Source organism: Cytophaga sp. FL35 (genome assembly GCF_014349235.1).
Lineage (GTDB): Bacteria > Bacteroidota > Bacteroidia > Flavobacteriales > Flavobacteriaceae > Euzebyella.
This window is the reverse complement of the sequence record NZ_JACSOH010000013.1, coordinates 24,225-45,501: the sequence shown is the minus strand read 5'-3', so window position 1 is coordinate 45,501 and position 21,277 is coordinate 24,225. Positions and strand designations below refer to the sequence as shown.

Here is a 21,277-nt window from a genome sequence, read left to right as displayed (position 1 = left end):
TTCTTAGAATTTTAAATTCATACCTAAGGTATACGTTGTTAAAATGGGATAGTAAGCTCCACCCGAGTTTATCTCGGGATCCCATCCCTCTCTATAAGAATTAAATGAATGCAGGTTTTCTGCTCCCACATAAAACCTTAAGTTATCTATCCCGATGGCGTCGGCGGCACTTTTAGGCACCTTATAACCAAATTGCGCATTTTTAATTCGTAGGTATCCGGCATCTATCACCCAAAAATCAGAAGTTTCGGTGTTGGCCGTTCCGCTATTGGTAATTACTTCCAATCTAGGATAATCAGGGTAGCGTGTTGGATTATTGGCGTCAAAACGACCCTCCATTTGCCATCTTTGAATATTACCTAAGTTAAAGAAAGCATACCCGGCGTAATTGTCTAAACGACCTTTTACGCCACCAACTCCTTGAAGAAAGATTGAAAAATCGAAATTTTTATAATTGAGATTGATGTTCGCCCCGTAGGTGTATTTAGGAATTCTACTGCCCAAATACGTACGATCGTAGGTAGGATCTACCTGACCATCAGGCACCCCGTCCGGACCACTGATATCTTTATAGCGAATGTCCCCTGCTTGAGCAGTCGGGTTCACGGCAGCCATATCGGGCCAATCAGCTACTTCAGCGTCATTCAAAAAAACACCATCAGTTTTGTAACCATAATACATTTGCATTGGATAACCGATAAATAAATCGGACCCATTGCCTACAAAACCATTGGGCTGTTCCACATTACCAAGACCTAGGGTTACCACTTCATTTTGAATAATGGAAAAATTAGCATTTACGGAATAACCGAAATCCCCTAAATCATTTTGATGTCCCAAATCAAACTCCCAACCCGTATTCTGTACTGCGCCGGTATTCGTTTCACTGATGCCAACTCCCAATACAGTTGAAACACTTGAAGATGGTTTAAACAGTACATCGGTGGTATTTCTCTTAAAGTAAGTGGCATTAAAAGTAAGCTTGTTACCGAAAAATCCAGATTCAATACCAACGTCAGTGGTTTCAGTAGATTCCCACTTGATATTTTCATCTCGATAGGTAGCATAAGCCGCACCGGTGGCAAGACCTCCTCCAAGAGAGTAATCGCGACCTGAGGCCAAAACTGTCTGATAAGGATAGTTACCAATATTTTGGTTACCTAAAATACCCCATGAAGCCTTTACTTTTAAATTATTCAACCAAGAAACCTCGTTCAAGAAAGATTCCTGCGAAACTCTCCACCCAACGGCTGCTGCCGGAAAGACCGCATATTTATTGCTTTTGGGGAAACGTGATGAACCATCGTATCTTAAGGTTGCTTCAAATAAGTACTTTTGATTCAAACTATATTTCAACCTTGAGAAAAAAGATTGTAAGGCCCATTCAGCGTCATAGCCTCCCGATTGTTGGTTTTCGGCACTTCCTAAGTCAAGAACCGTATAATCGTTACTAGGGTAATCTTGTCGATAACCATTAAAAAATGATAATTCTTGGTTTTCAAAAGAATATCCCGCTAAGAGACTTACGTCATGAATACCAAATTGCTTTGCATATTCACCTGTAAACTGAAGTGTTTTAAATATTTCTTTATTGCTAAATTGGTTCAACTGAGACTGAGCCAATAACACATCTTCGTTCAAACGTTGAGATGCCAAATAAGAACGCTGTTCTAAAAGTGAGAAATTATACCCTCCGATTAAGGCAAAAGTAAGGTCATCATTAGGCCTATAGTTTAATTTAACGTTCACGCCCGCTCTGGTTCTTGGATTGACCAAATACGATTCGGATGCCAACCAAGATGTTGGGGTTCCCCCGCTCTCAGGACCAATGCCAAAATCACCATTGGAGGCCTGCCCCAAATATACCGCAGGATACCTCACCGCATTCTGAATCAATTGTTCTTCAAAGCTATTATTGGCACTACCCTTATTAGCAGTAGCCTGAGGCTCGTTTCTTTCTTCTATTGCACCAAACATTCTTGTGTTCAGCTCGAATTTTTCACCCAACTTGTTTTGTAGGTTCATCCTAAAGTTATACCTACTGAAATCGTTGCCTGGTACAATACCCTCTTGGTCCAATACACCTGCGGAGACATAGTATTTATTTCTATCGTTTCCTCCGTTGAGCGTTAATGTGTGTGATGTTTGCATACCTGTTTTAGAAAATAAATCTTCCAAAAATCTAGTGTTCGGATAGTTATCAAGGTCAGACTGAGAGCGATAGTTCTCAATATCTTCGGCAGAAAAACTATTGCTTCCAGAAGCTATATTATACATTTCAGCGTATTCCCAAGAGTCCACAAAATCTGGCAATTCGGTGGCTCTATTGAAACCAACATAACTGTTGTAATTGACAGAAAACTTACCGTCACTACCATTTTTGGTGGTAATTAAAATAACCCCATTTGCGGACCGTGCCCCATAAATGGCTGCAGATGAAGCATCCTTTAAAACTGAAATCGATTTGATGTCATCAGGATTGATGTCGTTCATGCTACCGGCAATACCATCAATGAGTACCAAGGCATCTGGCGTAGCACCAAAAGACCCTACCCCACGAACGCTAATATTTCCTCCGCTTTGACCAGGCCTACCGGAACGTTGTATAACAGTAACCCCTGGCATTTGACCTGTAATGGCCTGCGACACTTGAGTTACAGGTCTGTTTTCAATATCTTCATTGGAAACCTGTGATACAGAACCGATAACGTTTATCTTTTTCTGGGTACCGAAACCAACCACTACCACTTCATCTAAACCAGCAGCGCTTTCTTCCAACACAATATTGAGCGAAGAATTTCCTTCTGTAGGTACTTCCTTTGTTGCAAAACCAATATAAGAAACTACTAGTATGGCATTATCGGAATCTAACTGAATACTAAAATTACCATCAAAGTCAGTGGTAACCCCATTGGTGGTACCTTTTTCAACCACATTGGCACCGGCCAGCGGCAACCCATCGGCATCGGTAACAATTCCGGTAATTGCATTTTGATTCATTCGAACTCGATTATCTATTTTGTCTATGGGTGTGTCAGGTAAAATTTTTGGCTTAAGTACAATCTGATTTTTAAGCAATGAGTAGCTGACACCATCATTGAACAACAAGCCCAAAACGTCTTTTATCGTTTTCTTTTCAACGTTGAGTGTCACTTTTCGGTCCACATTTAGCTGCCCCATCTTATAAAAAAATCTAAACTTACTTTGAGCTTCGATTTTTTTCAGCACATTTTCAATGGACTCGTTATTTGCTGTAAATGATACCTTTTTGTTCTGTGAATACGTATTTGCATGCATATTGAACAGCGCAAACGCAAACAGCAGTATTGAAATTTTCACGGTACGGTTTTTGTTAAGAATGTTTTCCAGCAGAATGAAAAACAATTGTTTTTTTTCCATAATTTTAAAATGGTTTTGATTGTTTAAGTAGAATTGAAATCGATTTTTAAATGGGGAACGTGGCCGCGTTTCCCATTTTGTTTTTTGGTCACTTCATAAATTTTATTTAGGGTTTTTTAATTATTATTTGGTTGTTTTCTATTTGATAATCGAATTCAGCACTCTCTTTGAAAGTATCCAAAAGATCAGCAATGGTCTCACTTTTGAAAATTCCCCTGAAACGTTGATTGTCCAATTCGGTATATTCGTTTCGTACATCAACGTTATAATGCCGCTCTATTTTCTTGACAATGGAAGTAAAACTCTCATTATGAAATGAAAGGTCTCCGTTTCGCCAATTGAGATAGTCCTCAACACTAACATTTTTCAATTCAAGCCCATCCTCTAACAATGAAGCCATCTGCCCTGGCACTAGAATTCGTGAAGTTTCCGAATCGTTTTCAGTTGTTTTGGTGACTTGCACAGAACCTTCTACCAAAACTGCATAGGTAGTCTCATCATCATAACTGCTTACGTTAAAATGAGTACCTAAAACATTTACATCCATTTGATTAGCAACTACTGTAAATGGATGATCGGAATCCTTGGTTACTTCAAAATAAGCTTCTCCTTTTAGAAATACCCTTCGTTCTTTTCCTATTACGAAACTGACCGGATATTTTAAACTAGAGCCTGCATTAAGATGTACGAAGGTTCCGTCAGATAGTTTGAGCTTAAAGTTTCTCCCATTGGGAATCATTATCTCATTGTAAACCAATTCTTTTGCAGAATTCGTCTCATAGACTAGTAGGTCTTTCGATTGCCTACCCAGAATTTTACCGTTGGTACCCCTAATTAATCGATTTTCATCTTGATCGATAATCAACTGTCGATTACCAGAAGTTTTGACGATGATGGCATCTTCGTTAATTTCAATTTGATTTTTGCTTTCATTCGTGTACAGGCCCATGGCGAACACTAAGCCAAAAAGCCCAATAAATACTGCTGCATAGCGTAATATTTGTCTAAAAGGAAATTTATTTCTGCCTGTATCGGGCAATACTTTTTGCTCAATATTGTTCCAAATTCGGTTTTTCTGAAACTCGTTATCATCTAAATGGTTATCATTTTGATACGACTCTAAAAACTTATGCAACAACTGAATTTCTTCCGAAGTACATTCGTTTTTTAAGTATTTACTAAAGAGGTTTTTGGCTTCCTTTTTATTCATTCCCGTTTGAATTAAAATAGGGGGTCTACAATTAAGTACCCAAATTAATACGATGGTACACGTTGAAATCCTATTTTTTTATCAAAAGGTCAAAATTTTATGTTTTTCAGTATGTACCTCTTCATTGAAAATAGGATCCGAAAAACAAAAGATTGTTGATTGCAGAGTGTAGAAAGCGCCGTTTATTTATAGAATAGCATTACCAAGACCATAATTTCTTCATATTGTAGATTAGCCCTTAAAAAAGAAAGCGCCTTCGAAATTTGGTTTTTTACCGCCTGTACCGAAATCTCAAGTTCTTCGGCAATCTCTTTGTTCGATTTGTGTTGGTAACGGCTGAGGATAAAAATATGTCTGCATCGTTTCGGTAGACGAACGACCGTACTGCGTACTAGTTTTTCAAGTTCATCGAATTCGATGTCTCTAGATATATTCATAGAGAGGTCAACAATATTCAAACGGGTCAAATCTTCTAGGGTAAATTTTTTGTTTCTGAAGTGATTGAATATCTGATATTTTATGGCTTGAAACAGATAAGATTTTAATTGTGTAATAGTTGCTTCACCTCTTTTGGTCCAAAGAGAAATAAAAATTTCTTGCACCATGTCTTCGCAGACGGTTCTGTTCTTAAGAATATTAAAAGCATACCGGTAAAGCGCATCAAAATACTTGTCATAAATAGCCTTGAAAGAAGAAACGTCTTCATTTTGAAGCCCTTTTATTAGTTCTGAATCACTTTTAATCTTCATAAGTTGCGTTGGAAAGTGATAAATCTATAAAATTTAGACTTAAAACCAACTATCTTCTAATATGAAGGCCGATAAATTTATTTAATTGTCAATAACAAATGGTTTATTTGAGATAGTTCACCTTGTATCGCCAAAAGCTTAAGGCTCCAATCAACAGGGCTCCCAAGGCAATATACCACACATAATCAGGGGTTATGGCGGCTGATCCACTTTGCCCATAACTGTGAAGACCCACCAAATAATAATTAACCCCAAAATAGGTCATCATGATACTACCGATAGAAATGAGACTTAAAAAATTGAAGGTCCATTTACCTCTTAAACCAGGCACTAGCCTCATATGTATAACAAAGGCGTATACCATTATTGAAATCAGGGCCCAAGTTTCCTTGGGATCCCAGCCCCAATAACGCCCCCAACTCTCATTGGCCCACTGTCCACCCAAAAAGTTACCAATAGTGAGCATTACCAAACCAACGGTCAATGCCAACTCATTTATAATTGTCAACTCCTTAATACTATGATCCATTCGTTTTTTGTTCTTTTTGGTAGTAAGAATCATTAACAATAAACTCACAAATCCCAGAATAGCTCCTACAAAGAGTGGTCCGTAACTGGCAACAATCACGGCTACATGAATCATCAACCAATAGCTGTCTAAAACGGGTACCAAATTGCCAATTGCCGGATCCACCCAGTTCTGATGGGCAATCCATAATAGCATACCCGTTACAAAGGCGGAAGCCGCCAAGGTCATATCACTTTTTCGAGCGAACAATAAACCCATACCCATTGTAGCCCATGAAACATAGAGAATACTTTCATAAGCATTGGTCCAAGGGGCGTGACCGGAAATATACCAACGCAAAATCAAACCGGCGGTATGCCATAAAAACAGAATGAAAATAGTTCCTTTAAAAAAATACACGGCGGCTCGCCATATGGACCTATCCTTAAAAATTTGAAATATCAGTACAAAAAAGAACAGCAGACCAATTAAGGGATATAATCTCCACAACTGGTTAAAAATACCGAGTTTATTGTAGACTACTTCCGTTTCAATCTTAGTATCCGAGGGCAATACCTCGCTTCCATGATTTTTTTGATTTTGCTTAAATGCCTCCAGTAACTTATCGGCACCCGAATAATCTTCCGTATCAATCGCCTTTCGTAGGGTCATTAAATAGTAGGGAAGGGAATTTTTGATGAAATTACCGTAAAGACTATCTCCCACTTGGTATTGACCTCCTCGGTATTCCACTGCTGAAATCCATTTGTTGTTTTCATCGTTCAGCAAAGGAAATATTTTTACAATTCTTCCGCTCAATGCCTGGTCTAACAAACTTAACCTGATATTGGCATCCTTAAAATCCTGCTCAAATTTATCCGGAATATTCGTTGCCGTGGCATCCCTTAAATAAGGTTCCAATTTGTAGTTCCCTCTTTGATCAAAAAAATCGGTAGCCTTCGCATATTTCTGTCCTTCTGGCACCCCAATTACGTGGCGAATACTATCATTTTTTCCCTTTTTGTCAATGGCTAAAAATTCAGCATTATACCAAGCCGGTGGATTTAACATCATCGATAAGAATACTTGATCGGCATTCATATCTTTGAACTTATCTTTAAGGCTTAGCTTTCTCAACAATTCTGAAGAAAATGTATGAATGGGCTTCATACGGCCCGCATCATCCTGAACCACTAGCTTGCCAAACTTTTCCGCATGTTCTTTTGAAACAATGGTAGTATTGATCAATGAGTCTATTTGCAACTGTGTAGGAGTTACTTGGTTATGATCATGACCATCATCTACAGTATGCTCCTGCGCTCCCAGACCTAGTGAAAATGCAATAAATAAAGCCGTAACCACTTTCTTTTTCTTGGATTCCAATTTTACCAAAGACCTTCCTAAATCCTTGAATCGGGTCTTTCCAAAAAACATAATTCCCATAAGTCCGGCATACAATAAAAAATAACCCAGATACGTAATCCACGTACCCCATTGATCATGGTTTACAGATAAAATGGTTCCTTTTTCATCTGGGTGAAAACTGGATTGAAAAAAACGATAGCCATGATGATCTAATATATTGTTCATAAAGATATCGTAGTCGAAAGGTCTTTCGTCTTGTACCGTAACTTTACTCATAAAACTAGAATACCCTTTTTCCGTACCGGGATATTTTTCAGCAATGAAATCATTGAGCTTAATACTAAAAGGAAGTTCATACACTTTAGAACCATAGCTCAACATAAAGTCCAATCCGCCTACCGTAATCTTTTGTGAAAAATCTGCCGTTCCCTTACCTCCCAATAATTTCTTTTGCACTGTTTCACCTTTGGAGGAAATTTCCACGACCAAAGCATCTAATGTTGCCTCGGTCATTTTTTCTTTGGGAACCTTCACTACACCGTATTCACCCTTAACAATAGGTTCAGGTATTACAAATTGCATACCTGCCATGTTGTACAAAGAGCGTAATTGTAAGGTCTGAAGGCTATCTTGAGCCACTGCGCCCTGAAACTGGTCGGCCATGCGCATAAAGTTACCTTCAAAGGGTGATTTAATACCGTATTCTCCGTCTTTATAGAAAATATTGATAGCTCCCTCCGTCTCCTTATTCAATGAAAAAAGTACGTTGTGGATATTGGACACTTCCCCATTTTCAAGAAAGTGCTCATGACGTTGCCCATCGCCAGCTTCCACAATTTTCAGGTATTCATTTCCTGATTCATTGGGAATCAAGCCCTCTTCTGCCCCATCGATAAAATCTACATAGGATATGGTAAACGGCTGACCATTAAAATCTGAGTCCCACGGAAGATTGGACTTAATATCCTCTGCTGTAACAATTAAATCCTCTTGAAGCGTTTTTCTTCTAGGTTGCCCATCAATCTGTCCGTCAACCAAAGCAGTCAAATACGTTTTATCCGAATAAAAAACCTTTTCTGACTGGCCTTCCCGAATAGGCATCATTCCTTCAAAACTTATATATCTTGTTACGAATGCGCCAACTATAATCAAAATCCAACTCAGGTGCAGCAGTAAGACAGGCCATTTCTCAAGACGAAGCAATCGGTACCTTTTTATGTTACCAACGAAATTGATCACAAAGAAAACCATGATCACTTCAAACCACCATGCATTATATATCCAAATCCGTGCTGTTTCCGTGCTGTATTTGCTTTCAATAAAAGTACCAAAGGCCATTGCCACCGCAAAAACCAGAAACAATATGGACATTAAGCGTGTAGAAAACAGTAAACTTTTGAGCTTTTGCATTGTAAAAGAGGCTAAAATTGGTTTTTAGCATGCAAAAATACGCCCTTTTTATCATTTCAATGCGTTGAGATGGTCTTTATAAGGTCCAGTATTTGTTAATTGTTTTTTAAAAGCAATTTCTAAATCTTAATGAAATATAGATATAAGATTCAGAATCAATGATTGCATCTATATAAACACCTATTTGAAGCAATTGCCCTCAAAGCCCAATCATCCTTTTGTTGAAACCGGAAATATCTGCGTATTTTCGCCCTATGATGACCGTGAATATCATTGGCGCTGGAAATGTAGCATATCACCTGTATAGAGCTTTATCGCTATCCCCTAAAGTAAAGGTACTACAGGTAACTGCCAGAGATTATAAACAACTGGAAGATTTCGTTACCCCGAAACTAATTAATACCGATTTTTCAAAAATCAAGGATTGCGATGTTCACATTATTTGCGTGTCCGATTCCGCTATTGCTGAAATCGCAAACTTCCTCTGCGGCCTAAAAGGGTTAGTGGTACATACTTCGGGCGCTACCTCTATAAATGTTCTACATCAGCTTTCACGTTACGGTGTTTTTTATCCCCTTCAAACATTTAGTAAGCATCGAAATATTAGTTTTAGAGAAATTCCCATTTGTATAGAAGCCAAACATAAGAATGATGTTGAGTTCTTAAAAACGCTCGCATTTGAAATTTCCAAGGATGTCAGGGAAATAACATCCGCCCAAAGAAAGACATTGCACTTAAGCGCTATTTTTGTAAATAATTTCACCAATCACCTTTTGCATCTGGGACATGAAATCGTAAAACAAAACAACCTGGATTTCAACATTTTAAAACCCCTACTTAAAGAAACGATGATGAAGCTGGAAGATATGACCCCTTTTGAGGCGCAAACGGGACCAGCAAGGAGAGGAGACCAAACTACCATACAAGAACATCTGGCCCAGTTGTCAGAAGAAAATCAGAAAAAAATATATACTGAACTTAGCGAATCGATTCAAAAAACCTATGGAAAAGAGCTATAAAGAGTACCTTAAGAATATTGACACTTTTGTTTTTGATGTAGACGGAGTTTTTACAGATAGTACCCTCATTATTACAACTGATGGCGAAATGCTCCGTAAAATGAGCGTAAAAGATGGTTATGCCCTTAAAACCGCGCTACAAAAGGGGTATCGTATCTGTATAATATCTGGAGGTACCAATGAAGGGGTACGTAGCAGACTAAGGGAGCTTGGAGTAACCGATATTTATTTAGGTGCACACCACAAAATGGACGCTCTTGAGGAATACATGGATATATACGAAGTACAGCCCGAAACTATGCTCTATATGGGAGACGATATACCGGATATTCCTCCCATGCAAACCGTGGCCCTTGCTACCTGCCCTCAAAATGCGGTCCCTGAAGTTAAAGCTATTAGCCATTATGTTTCGCATAAAAACGGTGGCGAAGGGTGTGTTAGGGATGTTATAGAACAGGTACTTAAAGTTAGAGGTGACTGGATGTCTAACTATAGTGCAGCAAACGACTAATAAATGCTACTTAATAAATTAAAGGACTACAAAATTGTATTAGGTTCCGGTTCTCCAAGAAGACAGCAATTTTTAAAGGACCTAGGGCTTCATTTTGAAATTAGACTTAAAAGTGTTGAAGAGGTTTATCCTTTGGAATTAGAGGCCGAGGAAATCTCTGCTTATCTAGCGGAATTAAAAGCTACAGCACTTATTGACACTTTAAACCCTAACGAAATTCTGATTACTTCCGATACTGTTGTCTGGCACCAAAATACCTCTTTGGCCAAGGCTAAAGATGCGTCCGAAGCCACCAAAATGCTTGAAGCGTTATCCAATGATTGGCATGAAGTAATTACCTCTGTCTGTTTTAGTACAACGGAAGACCAAAAAACGGTAAGCCAGACAACGCGGGTTAAGTTTAAAAAGCTGTCCAAAAAGGAAATTGCGTATTATATAGATAACTTTAAGCCCTATGATAAGGCAGGTGCTTACGGCATTCAAGAGTGGATTGGCCTCATTGGAATAGAAGAAATAAATGGCTCCTATCCTAATGTAGTTGGGTTGCCAACCCAACTGGTTTATAGTACCCTTTTGGCAATGGTAAAATAAAGTTTTTCGCTATTTTTGAGTGTAAGGTCCATTAAAGGGTTTTATTAAAAAGAAAAGAACTTACCCATGAAAACTTGGCTAAAACTAGAACTATCCACCTTGTTATTATGTTCGCTAATCTGTATTCTTGAAAGCTGTAACGAAAAGCCAAAAGAAACAGAAGATCAAGTACCGAAAACGCAAAAAGAGAAACCTGCCAAGAAGAATTTAAGTTCCGAGTTCAAAGAATATTGGTACGCTGGTGATGCTGAAATAACTTCCTACAGTCTTCAACAAGCGCGATACGGAGAAACAAGGGATGGGAAAGCCGTTCTTATTTATGTTACTGAACCCTTTTTATATGATAAACAAGTAAAGGCAGACCAACAAAACTCTACCAATATACCTGTCCTCAAATTAAACACTACCAAGAACTATTTAACGGGTATTTACCCCTACTCCATTATGAGTAGCTCATTTTACCCCGTTTACAATAACGACCATGCAATTAAGGTATCCTTTTCTTCACAAGAATGGTGCGGACAGGTCTACGCCCAAATAAATAATAGGGATGCCTTTGAGGTAATGTCCCACTCCTATTTTGAGAAAGAAGCCGACCAAAATTTCAACTTGGAAAAGACCATCCTAGAAAATGAAATATGGAACAAAATAAGAATAGCTCCAGAAGATTTACCGCAAGGAGAATTACAAATAATTCCCTCCTTGGAATACATTAGGTTATCCCATAAAGAATTAAAAGCCTACGCTGCAACGGCCAGTTTTAATGAAGATACGGAAACCAGGACCTATTCCATCAGTTATCCGGAATTGGAGAGAACCCTTGAAATAACATTTGAAAAGAACTTCCCTTATAGCATTCAAGGGTGGACAGAAACCTCCAAAAGTGGGTTTGGCCCCAATGCAAAACAGATGACTTCCACAGCCACCAAAATGGAAACTTTAAAAACCCCTTATTGGCAACAAAACGGAAATAAGGATTTATCTTTGCGCGATAGTTTAGGACTGTAGTTTATGGAGGAATTTTTTGGGAGTTACAAAAATCAGATATTGGCAACCGTCATTACCTTGGCGGTCATTTTTTTCTTAAAATATTTATTGGATAAGACCATAAGAAAGATTGGCTCTATCAGTAACATTGTAGAAGCACGTACCATACTGATAACCAAATACGTTTCCTTTCTTTTCTTTTTAATTAGTGTAGGAATTATTGCATTCATTTGGGGAATTAACTTTCAGGAGGTAGGATTGGTATTCTCCTCCATCTTTGCGGTAATTGGCGTAGCCCTATTTGCCAGTTGGTCCATTTTAAGCAACGTAACGGCGGGCGTTATTCTATTCTTTTCATTTCCTTTTAAGATTGGTGATCGGGTGAAAATTTTAGATAAGGATATTGAAGCGGAAGAACCCTATCTTATCGAGGATATTAAGGCCTTTCATATAAGTCTAAGAAAAGAAAATGGTGAATTATTGGTATATCCCAACAATTTATTGATGCAAAAAGCGGTAACCCTAGTTTATGAATCTGAGGAAACCCCGGATGGCAGCGAGGAAACTTAATACTTTAGGAGATTGGTAATTTGTGCCGATTCGTTTATGTTAAAGAAGTTCTAAAAAGCCTGCCCAGCCCTTTAAACTTTCTATCTTTGAAAGAGTGGCTTCTTTGCCCAAGAGTCCAAATAGACCCTCAAAAACCAACATTATGCGTCATCTTTTGGTGTTTCTTGTCGGATTGTTATTTATCCGAAATATCGCCACAGCACAAGCACCTGTACAATATTCCTCAGCAGAAATATACCATTCATTACAAAAGTTGAATTTTTTGGGTTCCGCTTTATATGTGGCCGCCCATCCAGATGACGAGAATACCCGTTTAATTTCCTACCTCTCCAACGAAATAAAAGCGCGTACGGCCTATCTTTCCTTGACTAGGGGTGATGGCGGACAAAACCTAATTGGTCCTGAGCTACGTGAATTATTAGGAGTTTTAAGAACTCAAGAATTACTAGCCGCAAGGCGTGTGGATGGCGGGGAGCAATTATTTTCCAGAGCCAATGATTTTGGTTTTTCCAAACACCCAGATGAAACCTTGGAAATATGGAACAAAGAGGAAGTTTTGGGAGATATGGTTTGGGCCATTAGGAAATTTAAACCGGACGTTATTATCAATAGATTTGACCATAGAAGTCCAGGTACTACGCACGGGCACCATACGGCTTCTGCAATGTTAAGCTTTGAGGCTTTTGACCTTACCAATGATCCAAATTTCTACCCCAACCAGTTGAAAAATACGGAGGTATGGCAACCGAAAAGACTTTTTTTTAATACCTCATGGTGGTTTTATGGTAGCCAAGAAAAATTTGAAAAAGCGGATAAAACCAATTTGCTACACTTGGATATTGGAGCATATTACCCTGTTTTAGGTAAATCCAACAACGAAATTGCAGCCTTGTCCCGAAGTCAGCACCTATGCCAAGGCTTTGGCACCCTCACCAATAGAGGGAGTGAAGGAGACTTTATTGAGCTTTTAAAGGGAGACCTCCCAAAAAACAATGATGTTTTTGATGGTATAGACACATCATGGTCAAGGATTGAAGGTGGCGCAGCAATCGGGGATATTCTCTACGCCGTTGAATCAAATTTTAATTTTAAGAATCCAGCCGCACATATTTCAGATTTGGTAAAGGCCTATAGTTTACTTCAAAATGTGAAGGACGAACATTGGAAAGGAGTAAAATCAAAAGAACTAAGAGACCTTATAATACAAGTTAGCGGACTTTATATGGAGGCGACAGCAAACGCCACCTCCAGTAATCCTGGTTCCACCGTCGAAATTGGAATGGAAATAGTGAACCGTAGCGAATCAAACTTCTTATTAAAAAATATAAGAATACAACCCACCAATACTACTTTAAAACCTATGGAAAAACTAGGTTTCAATGATAAGAAAACCTATGAAACTTCCTTAATCCTTCCTCAAAATACTGCGTACACAAGCCCTTATTGGTTAAAAGAAAAGGGAAGCCTAGGCATGTATCGTGTAGATGATCCTTTGTTAATAGGATTACCGGAGACTCCGGCTGCATTACATGTTCAATTTGAAATGGATATAAATGGTACCTCAGTAACTTTTGAAAAACCAGTTAAATTCAGATATGCCCAACCGGACAAAGGTGAGATTTTTGAACCTTTTGATATTCTGCCAAAAGCTACCGCAAGCATTAATGATAAGGTGATCATTTTTGCCGATGGGAATACAAAGGAAATTCCGTTGACCGTAACGGCGCATGAGAACAACGTTAGCGGACAGTTAAATTTAAATGCTTCCTCGGGTTGGGAAATTAAAACAAAGGAGGTAGATTTTAAAATTTTGAAAAAGGGGGATTCTCAAACCGTATTTTTTGAAGTTACTCCGCCAAATGACGAGAACGAAGGTATACTCACTCCCAGCCTCCGTATTAATGGAGAAACGATTTCAAAGGAATTGGTGACCATTGATTATGACCACATTCCAAAGCAATCCATTTTACTGCCCTCAGACGTTAAGGTGGTACGGTTAAATATTCACAAAAGTGGTCAACACATTGGATATATTGTAGGTGCCGGGGATAAGGTTCCTGAGAGTCTAAAACAAATAGGATACATTGTGCATACAATCACTCCTAGCATGATTTCCGCAGGCTCACTGGATAAATATGATGCCGTGGTAGTGGGAATTAGGGCCTATAATGTGGTAAATGAACTCAACTTTAAACAAAAACACCTTTTTGATTATGTGGAGAATGGCGGTAACTTAATTGTCCAGTATAATACTGCAGGTAGATGGAGCAAACAATTTGATAACATTTCCCCCTACCCTCTTTCCATTTCCAGGGATAGAGTTACGGATGAAAATTCGGAAGTAACCATTCTTGAGAAGAACCATCCGGTAATTAATTCCCCCAATAAAATTTCTTCTTCTGATTTTGACGGTTGGGTTCAAGAAAGGGGCTTATATTTTCCTAATGAATGGTCCAAGGAGTTTACACCCATCCTTTCAATGAATGATAAAGGGGAAACTTCTAAGAAAGGAAGTCTCCTTATAGCACCATACGGTAAAGGAAATTATATTTATACCGGATTAAGCTTTTTTAGGGAATTACCTGCCGGGGTACCAGGGGCATATAAATTGTTCGCCAATTTAATTTCACTTGGCAAAAATGCTCCCAATCATCAAAAAGTAAAAGGATAAGAATGTTAGACAATTCTAATTGGAAGAAGGAATACTCCATTGTACTCATACTCAATGTTATTTACGTATTGGTATTCTGTTTCATAATGATATCCTTTAAGTAACATGGGAATACTTGATTGGATCATATTATCTGGGACACTTCTTTTTATTGTTGCGTATGGAGTATGGAAAACAAGAGGAAGCAACAATGTTAGTGATTATGTAGGAGGAGGCAAAGATGCCAAATGGTGGACTATAGGCTTATCGGTCATGGCAACCCAGGCTAGCGCCATTACTTTTTTATCAACACCCGGCCAAGCATTTCATTCGGGCATGGGGTTTGTTCAGTTCTATTTAGGGCTACCCTTGGCAATGATTATTATTTGCCTGGTCTTTGTTCCTATATATCACAATCTAAAGGTGTATACCGCCTATGAATTTTTAGAAAATAGGTTCGATTTAAAAACACGGTCCCTTGCTGCTATTCTCTTTTTAATTCAAAGGGGGCTGGCCGCGGGTATTACTATTTACGCTCCGGCCATTATACTAAGCGCAGTATTAGGTTGGGATTTAAGAACGCTCAATATAATTATTGGAATACTTGTCATTATTTACACCGTTTCCGGAGGAACAAAAGCTGTAAGTGTAACACAGAAACAGCAAATGTTCATCATCATGACCGGAATGTTCATCACCTTCTTTTTTATTTTAGGGCATCTACCTGCAGATATCAATTTAACCAAGGCAATGAAAATTGCCGGTGCAACAGATAAATTGGATATTATAGATTTCAGTTTTGATCCTAAAAGTAGATATACCTTTTGGAGCGGGATTACGGGAGGATTATTTTTAGCTTTGGCCTACTTTGGTACGGATCAGAGCCAAGTTCAGCGTTACCTATCGGGAAAGTCCATTAGGGAAAGTCAATTAGGATTGGTTTTTAACGGTATTTTTAAGATACCAATGCAATTTTTTATTCTTCTAGTAGGGGTCATGGTTTTTGTTTTTTATCAATACAACCCTTCTCCTCTAAATTTTAACCCTGCTGCAACTGCTGCGGTCATGCAATCCGGTCAATCAAAAGATTACGAGATACTTCAAGAAGGTCAGTTAGAATTGGAAGAAGCCAAAAAAATTGCTTTGAACAAATTTTCCACAGCCTTGGAACTTAAAGAGTATGCCGCTGTTGAAGATGCCAAACAACAGATTATTAACCTGAATGTAAAGGATAGTACCAATAGAGCTGCCGCAAAAGCTCTAATTTCAGAGGCTGATAAAACTATAGAAACCAATGACAAAGACTACGTCTTTATACATTTTATACTAAATAATTTACCAAAGGGCCTTATAGGTTTGCTACTCGCAGTAATTCTTTCTGCGGCCATGTCTTCTACAGCTTCCGAATTAAATGCATTGGGAACCATTACTGCACTTGACCTCTATAAGCGAAACAACAAAAAGGAACTAAGCGAGCAGGAGTACGTAAAGTCTACCAAAATATTTACGTTAATATGGGGAATATTGGCCATTGTGATAGCGAGTTTCGCCAATCTTTTTGATAACCTGATTCAATTGGTAAATATAATAGGATCCATATTTTATGGGAATGTACTAGGTATTTTTCTACTAGCATTCTTCTTTAAGTTTGTAAAAGGAAATGCCGTGTTTTTCGCTGCCATACTAACTCAATTGATAGTATTCGTTCTCTTTTACAGCTTAATTTTCATCTATCCTTCTGGGGAGGAAAAACTAGGATATTTATGGCTTAATTTCATTGGCTCCGCCTTGGTAATTGCCATTGCTATGGCTTTTGAGCTTTTTGATAGATTTCTAAAAAAACCACCTATCAACAATTAAAATCAATTCTAGTCTTCCTATAATTTTGACGATTTGTTAAATAAGTTTTGTTACAATAGCAATAATTAGCATTTATTAACAAAAAAATTATCTTTGAGAAGACAATTGCTAAAACGTTTTAGCAAAAATTAGCTAACCACTTCCTTCCTCAATGTCCAAAAAACAACACACCATTAAAGACATCGCTCGCCTAGCCGGTGTCTCCAAAGGAACCGTAGACCGGGTTCTTCACAAAAGAGGCAAAGTATCTCAAAAGGCCCATGATAAGGTAAAAAAAGTTTTAAGTGAAATAGATTATCAACCCAACCCTATTGCACGTAATCTCAAAAGAAACAAACTCTACAGAATTTGCGTTCTAATGCCAGATTGGAAAATTGACCCTTATTGGAAACCGGCGGAGTTGGGAATTAAGGAAGCAATTAAGGAATTTAAACCGTTTGGGGTTATAGTAGACCAATTTTTGTACCATCCTCATTATGTAGAATCCTTTATAACCAAATCAAAGGAAATACTAGCGTCCAAGCCAGATGTAATTCTTATGGCCCCTCTTTTTCAAGAAGAATCCATCAGTATTTTAAGGGAATGTAGAGAAGTTAAAATATGGGCGGCCCTTTTTAATAACTATATCAATACCCTTAATGGTGAAATTTTTGTAGGACAGGACTTGGTTCAAAGTGGTAAGGTAGCAGCCGGCCTGGTAGAAAAGGTTGTAAAAAAAGACAGTAAAATTGCCGTAGTCCATATCAATAAGGAAGCCCATATGGAATTGAAGGAGGATGGTTTCAAATCCTTTTTTAAGGAGAAAAGTAATTCTTCCCATCAAATACTATGTGAAACCTTTAATACAGAAGAGGAAGAAGAGTTTGAGGAACAAGTTTCAATTTTCTTAAGGAAGAATGAAGATCTAAAAGCCATTTTCGTGACCAATTCTAAAGGGCATAGAATTGCGGATGTAACAGCGAAAATCAAAGGTTTTGAACAAATAGTGATTATAGGCTATGATTTACTTGATGAAAATATCTCTTATCTAAAGCAGGGTAAAATTGAATTTTTGATTCATCAAAAGCCTAAAAGACAAGCGTATTTGAGCATCAATTATTTTGCCGAACACTTTTTGTTTGGCAAAGATGTTCCGTCTAGAATGCTTTTACCTATTGACATAATCACCTCAGAGAACGTGGGATACTATTTAGAATAATATATTAATAAGAAAACTTCCTTAGCAATCTGCCAGATAATCAAGTAGTTTTTTGCAAATTATTGTGTTCGAACACATTTTCCTCGAAATACGCTTGTAACCTAAAAAAATTAATCTAAATTGTCCCAACCTTAATAAATTGTTAAACTAACTTCATGCTAAAACAAACATTATGATTAAAAGACTCATTATTTGTTTTGTGCTCTTTTTAGGTAGCCTCCCAGCAATAGCACAAAGTAAAACAGTTAGCGGTACAGTCACCGCTACCAGTGATGGTTTTCCGTTGCCAGGCGTAAATGTTTTGGTACAGGGAACCACAACTGGAACACAAACAGATTTTGATGGAAATTACACCATTGAAGCTTCTGAAGGAGATATCTTAGTTTTCTCCTACTTAGGAATGAAAAGTAAAAATGTAACTGTTGGTGCAAATTCATCCATAGATATTTCAATGGAAGAAGATGCCAGCCAATTGGACGAGGTAGTCGTTACGGCTCTTGGTATTACCAAGCAAAAGAAATCTCTTTCGTATGCCACACAGGATGTATCAACAGAAGAATTGACGCAAGCAAGGTCAACAAACGTTCTTGATGGTTTAAGCGGTAAAGTTGCTGGTATTTCCATTACCAGAGGTAGCTCTGGTGTTGGATCATCCTCAAGAGTGTTGTTAAGGGGTAACCGTTCAATAACAGGGAACAGCGCTCCGATTTATGTAGTTGACGGCGCCATTCTAAACGGAGATATTTCCAATATTAGTCCTGACGATATTGAAGATATTTCAGTATTGAAAGGTGCGAATGCTGCAGCTCTTTACGGTAGCCGAGCAGCCAATGGGGCAATTATCGTAACTACGAAATCCGGTAAGGGCCTTGATGAAGGGGTTACCGCTAGCTTAAACTTTACAACCACGGTTGAAGACGCAATTTTACTTACTGATTATCAAAATGAATATGGCCAGGGGTCCGGTGGAGTATATTCTCCAAACGCTACTACTTCATGGGGGCCTCGTTTTGATGGTAGTCAAGTTGCCCATTGGTCTAATGACCCTAATTACTCTCTAAACGGGCAAACATATGCCTACGAAGCGCAACCCAATAACGTAAAGGATTTTTTTAGAACAGGGACCACATTAAACACCAATATGTCAATTAATGTATCTAAAGAAAACTCGAACACTTTTATTTCCTATACTTATACGGATGCTAGTGGAATTATTAAATCCAATGATTTAGAATCCCATAATCTTAGTCTAAGAAACACCTCAACTATTGGTAAATTAACCGTTGATTCAAAAATCAACTACATTCGAAGAGATTTCAGAAACGTTCTATTTTCTGGAGAGGGCTTTGACAACCCCTTACGGTATTCCTATATTATGCCAAGAAATATTCGTACCGAAGATTTAAAAAGTTTTGAATTTATAAATGATGAAGGTGCCCTACGACAACACTTCTATGCACCCAACTTTAACGGTGCCGGTAACCCCTATTGGACGGTAAACCGAGTTCTTAGACCTAGACTTGAACAACGTATTTTAGGACTTTTATCTTTGAAATATCAAATTACGCCAGATTTATATATTATGGGTCGTTCAGCGCTAGATCAAACAGGTTTCAAGGAAGAAACTATGCGTTATTACGACACTTACACTGTTGCCCCACAAGGAAGTTATAGAAAATATAACGAAAGTACTTTTGAGTGGAACAGTGATGTCTTGATTAATTTTAACAAAGACTTATCAGAGAAATTCGGATTAGATTTAAACGCTGGTGCCAACATGCGGGTAAATCAATTCGACGCCCTTGGTGCTTCTGGGTCTTCATTCAAGAAAGAGAATTTGTTTGCTCTCTCTAATCTTAACACTTTAGATGCTGTTTCAGGAGAGAATGACTATGATGGCTTCAATAGAAAACTAGTAAATTCTGTTTACGGATTTGGAGAATTGTCCTATGACAACGCTGTTTTCTTAAATTTCTCTGCCAGAAATGATTGGAGTTCAACTTTACCTTCAGATAACTGGTCTTACTTTTATCCTTCCGTTGGTTTATCTGCCGTTGTCAGCGATTTAGTTAGCTTACCTGAATGGTTTGATTTCTTAAAGCTTAGAGCTTCTTGGGCTGAAGTAGGTACTGATACAGACCCATACCGATTATTTAGTTTAGCAAGTCTAGTAGGTTCTAGTATAGATATTTCAGAGACCTTAGCAAATTCAAACCTGCAACCAGAAACTACACAATCTACTGATTTAGGACTGGACGCACGTTTCTTTAATAGTCGTTTGAATATTGGTTTTACTTGGTATAAATCAAATACTTTCGACCAATTATTCCAAACACCTGTTGAAATTGGAAGAGGAAGAACCAATGTATTTAGAAATGGCGGTGATATTCAGAATACAGGGGTCGAAATTACTGCAGGAATAGATATCGTAAGAAGTGAAGATTTCAGCTGGGATCTAAACTTGAACTTTACTAAAAATGATAGTGAAGTAATGAAGATTATTGACGGTTTCGACGAACTACAAGTTGGTAACGCCGATTTCGTTAGGGCTTATAAATTAGTTGAAGGTAGACCTTTTGGCGATATATATTCCCGTGGGTTTTTAAGAGATGATGCTGGCAATGTAATCGTAGATGCCAATGGAGCACCCATGATAACCCCCGGTCTAGATGTACAGGTAGCAAACTTTAATCCTGATTGGTTGGGTGGTATTTCGAATAGCTTCACTTATAAAAATTTTAATTTAAGCTTCTTGATAGATATAAGACAAGGAGGTTCGGTAATTGATTATACAGGAGCTATTTTAGCCGATAGTGGTCTTTTGGAATCTACTGTACAAGGAAGAGACGGTTCTTTAGTATTCGGCGAAAACATTTTCTCCCACGAAACAGCCGTTACAGAAACTGGAAGCGCAAACAACATTCAAATAGGGGCAGAAGAATTCTGGGGCACCATTGGGGGCCGTAATACACCGGTAGGCGAAGCTTTCGTTAAAGATGCTTCCAATATCCGCCTTCGTGAGCTTATTTTGGGCTACTCATTATCGCAAGATGTTCTTGACAAAACCTTTTTCAAATCTGCTAGAGTTTCTCTTGTTGGCAGAAATCTATTTTTTATCAGCAATAAGGCAGAGAGTTTTGATCCAGAATCTGTAATTAGTACAGATAAAAGCCAAGAAGGTAGTCAAGCTTTTGCCATTCCGACTAGCAGATCACTTGGATTATCATTGAATTTCGGATTTTAAAAAAAT

13 protein-coding genes are annotated in these 21,277 nt (G+C 38.1%); 9 read left to right on the top strand and 4 right to left on the bottom strand.

All coding sequences use genetic code 11. From position 1 onward, the window contains the following. Positions 1-3: 3 nt before the first annotated feature. From BIZ36_RS11850 to BIZ36_RS11835, 4 genes are all read right to left on the bottom strand, one after another. Positions 4-3,399, bottom strand: coding sequence for a TonB-dependent receptor (locus BIZ36_RS11850; RefSeq protein WP_187458123.1), 3,396 nt, complete (start codon positions 3,397-3,399; stop codon positions 4-6). 106 nt (positions 3,400-3,505) lie between these two features. Then, a complete protein-coding gene (locus BIZ36_RS11845; protein WP_187458122.1) occupies positions 3,506-4,609 on the bottom strand; it encodes a FecR family protein in 1,104 nt (367 codons plus the stop codon). A 182-nt stretch (positions 4,610-4,791) separates the two neighbouring features. Next, positions 4,792-5,358, bottom strand: coding sequence for an RNA polymerase sigma-70 factor (locus tag BIZ36_RS11840; protein ID WP_187458121.1), 567 nt, complete (start codon positions 5,356-5,358; stop codon positions 4,792-4,794). 103 nt (positions 5,359-5,461) lie between these two features. Continuing rightward, positions 5,462-8,641: a cytochrome c biogenesis protein CcsA gene (locus BIZ36_RS11835; RefSeq protein ID WP_222937364.1), complete on the bottom strand. Its 3,180-nt coding sequence runs from the start codon at positions 8,639-8,641 to the stop codon at positions 5,462-5,464. Between the two features lie 221 nt (positions 8,642-8,862). On the opposite strand from BIZ36_RS11835, the gene BIZ36_RS11830 reads away from it, so the two are divergent. The 9 genes from BIZ36_RS11830 to BIZ36_RS11790 all read left to right on the top strand — a co-directional run bounded on the left by BIZ36_RS11830 (position 8,863) and on the right by BIZ36_RS11790 (position 21,271). Then, positions 8,863-9,660: a Rossmann-like and DUF2520 domain-containing protein gene (locus tag BIZ36_RS11830; protein ID WP_187458120.1), complete on the top strand. Its 798-nt coding sequence runs from the start codon at positions 8,863-8,865 to the stop codon at positions 9,658-9,660. Next, positions 9,644-10,171 carry a KdsC family phosphatase gene (locus tag BIZ36_RS11825; RefSeq protein WP_187458119.1) on the top strand — a complete coding sequence of 176 codons (528 nt, stop codon included), beginning with the start codon at positions 9,644-9,646 and terminating at the stop codon, positions 10,169-10,171. The genes BIZ36_RS11830 and BIZ36_RS11825 overlap by 17 nt, the downstream gene beginning before the upstream one ends. 3 nt (positions 10,172-10,174) lie before the next feature. Beyond that, positions 10,175-10,762 (top strand): Maf family nucleotide pyrophosphatase, encoded by a 588-nt coding sequence (locus tag BIZ36_RS11820; protein WP_187458118.1) that lies wholly within the window; start codon positions 10,175-10,177, stop codon positions 10,760-10,762. A 66-nt stretch (positions 10,763-10,828) separates the two neighbouring features. Beyond that, on the top strand, positions 10,829-11,770 hold the full coding sequence (locus BIZ36_RS11815) for a septum formation inhibitor Maf (protein ID WP_187458117.1): 942 nt from the start codon (positions 10,829-10,831) through the stop codon (positions 11,768-11,770). A 3-nt stretch (positions 11,771-11,773) separates the two neighbouring features. Next, complete coding sequence (locus BIZ36_RS11810; RefSeq protein ID WP_187458116.1) at positions 11,774-12,319, top strand: mechanosensitive ion channel domain-containing protein; 546 nt, start codon at positions 11,774-11,776, stop codon at positions 12,317-12,319. Positions 12,320-12,461: 142 nt separating this feature from the next. Beyond that, on the top strand, positions 12,462-14,990 hold the full coding sequence (locus BIZ36_RS11805; RefSeq protein WP_187458115.1) for a PIG-L family deacetylase: 2,529 nt from the start codon (positions 12,462-12,464) through the stop codon (positions 14,988-14,990). Between the two features lie 105 nt (positions 14,991-15,095). Next, positions 15,096-16,829 (top strand): sodium:solute symporter family protein, encoded by a 1,734-nt coding sequence (locus BIZ36_RS11800; RefSeq protein WP_187458114.1) that lies wholly within the window; start codon positions 15,096-15,098, stop codon positions 16,827-16,829. Between the two features lie 151 nt (positions 16,830-16,980). Continuing rightward, positions 16,981-18,027, top strand: coding sequence for a LacI family DNA-binding transcriptional regulator (locus tag BIZ36_RS11795; RefSeq protein WP_187458113.1), 1,047 nt, complete (start codon positions 16,981-16,983; stop codon positions 18,025-18,027). Positions 18,028-18,199: 172 nt separating this feature from the next. Further along, the gene (locus BIZ36_RS11790) at positions 18,200-21,271 is read left to right on the top strand and encodes a SusC/RagA family TonB-linked outer membrane protein (RefSeq protein ID WP_187458112.1); all 3,072 of its coding nucleotides are present in this window, start codon (positions 18,200-18,202) and stop codon (positions 21,269-21,271) included. Positions 21,272-21,277: the final 6 nt, after the last annotated feature.

Bases quoted from the DNA above. Each gene is read 5' to 3' on its own strand.
- BIZ36_RS11850 (WP_187458123.1), bottom strand. From the start codon at position 3,399: ATGGAAAAAAAACAATTGTTTTTCATTCTGCTGGAAAACATTCTTAAC.
- BIZ36_RS11845 (WP_187458122.1), bottom strand. From the start codon at position 4,609: ATGAATAAAAAGGAAGCCAAAAACCTCTTTAGTAAATACTTAAAAAAC.
- BIZ36_RS11840 (WP_187458121.1), bottom strand. From the start codon at position 5,358: ATGAAGATTAAAAGTGATTCAGAACTAATAAAAGGGCTTCAAAATGAA.
- BIZ36_RS11835 (WP_222937364.1), bottom strand. From the start codon at position 8,641: ATGCAAAAGCTCAAAAGTTTACTGTTTTCTACACGCTTAATGTCCATA.
- BIZ36_RS11825 (WP_187458119.1), top strand. From the start codon at position 9,644: ATGGAAAAGAGCTATAAAGAGTACCTTAAGAATATTGACACTTTTGTT.
- BIZ36_RS11820 (WP_187458118.1), top strand. From the start codon at position 10,175: ATGCTACTTAATAAATTAAAGGACTACAAAATTGTATTAGGTTCCGGT.
- BIZ36_RS11815 (WP_187458117.1), top strand. From the start codon at position 10,829: ATGAAAACTTGGCTAAAACTAGAACTATCCACCTTGTTATTATGTTCG.
- BIZ36_RS11810 (WP_187458116.1), top strand. From the start codon at position 11,774: ATGGAGGAATTTTTTGGGAGTTACAAAAATCAGATATTGGCAACCGTC.
- BIZ36_RS11805 (WP_187458115.1), top strand. From the start codon at position 12,462: ATGCGTCATCTTTTGGTGTTTCTTGTCGGATTGTTATTTATCCGAAAT.
- BIZ36_RS11800 (WP_187458114.1), top strand. From the start codon at position 15,096: ATGGGAATACTTGATTGGATCATATTATCTGGGACACTTCTTTTTATT.
- BIZ36_RS11795 (WP_187458113.1), top strand. From the start codon at position 16,981: ATGTCCAAAAAACAACACACCATTAAAGACATCGCTCGCCTAGCCGGT.
- BIZ36_RS11790 (WP_187458112.1), top strand. From the start codon at position 18,200: ATGATTAAAAGACTCATTATTTGTTTTGTGCTCTTTTTAGGTAGCCTC.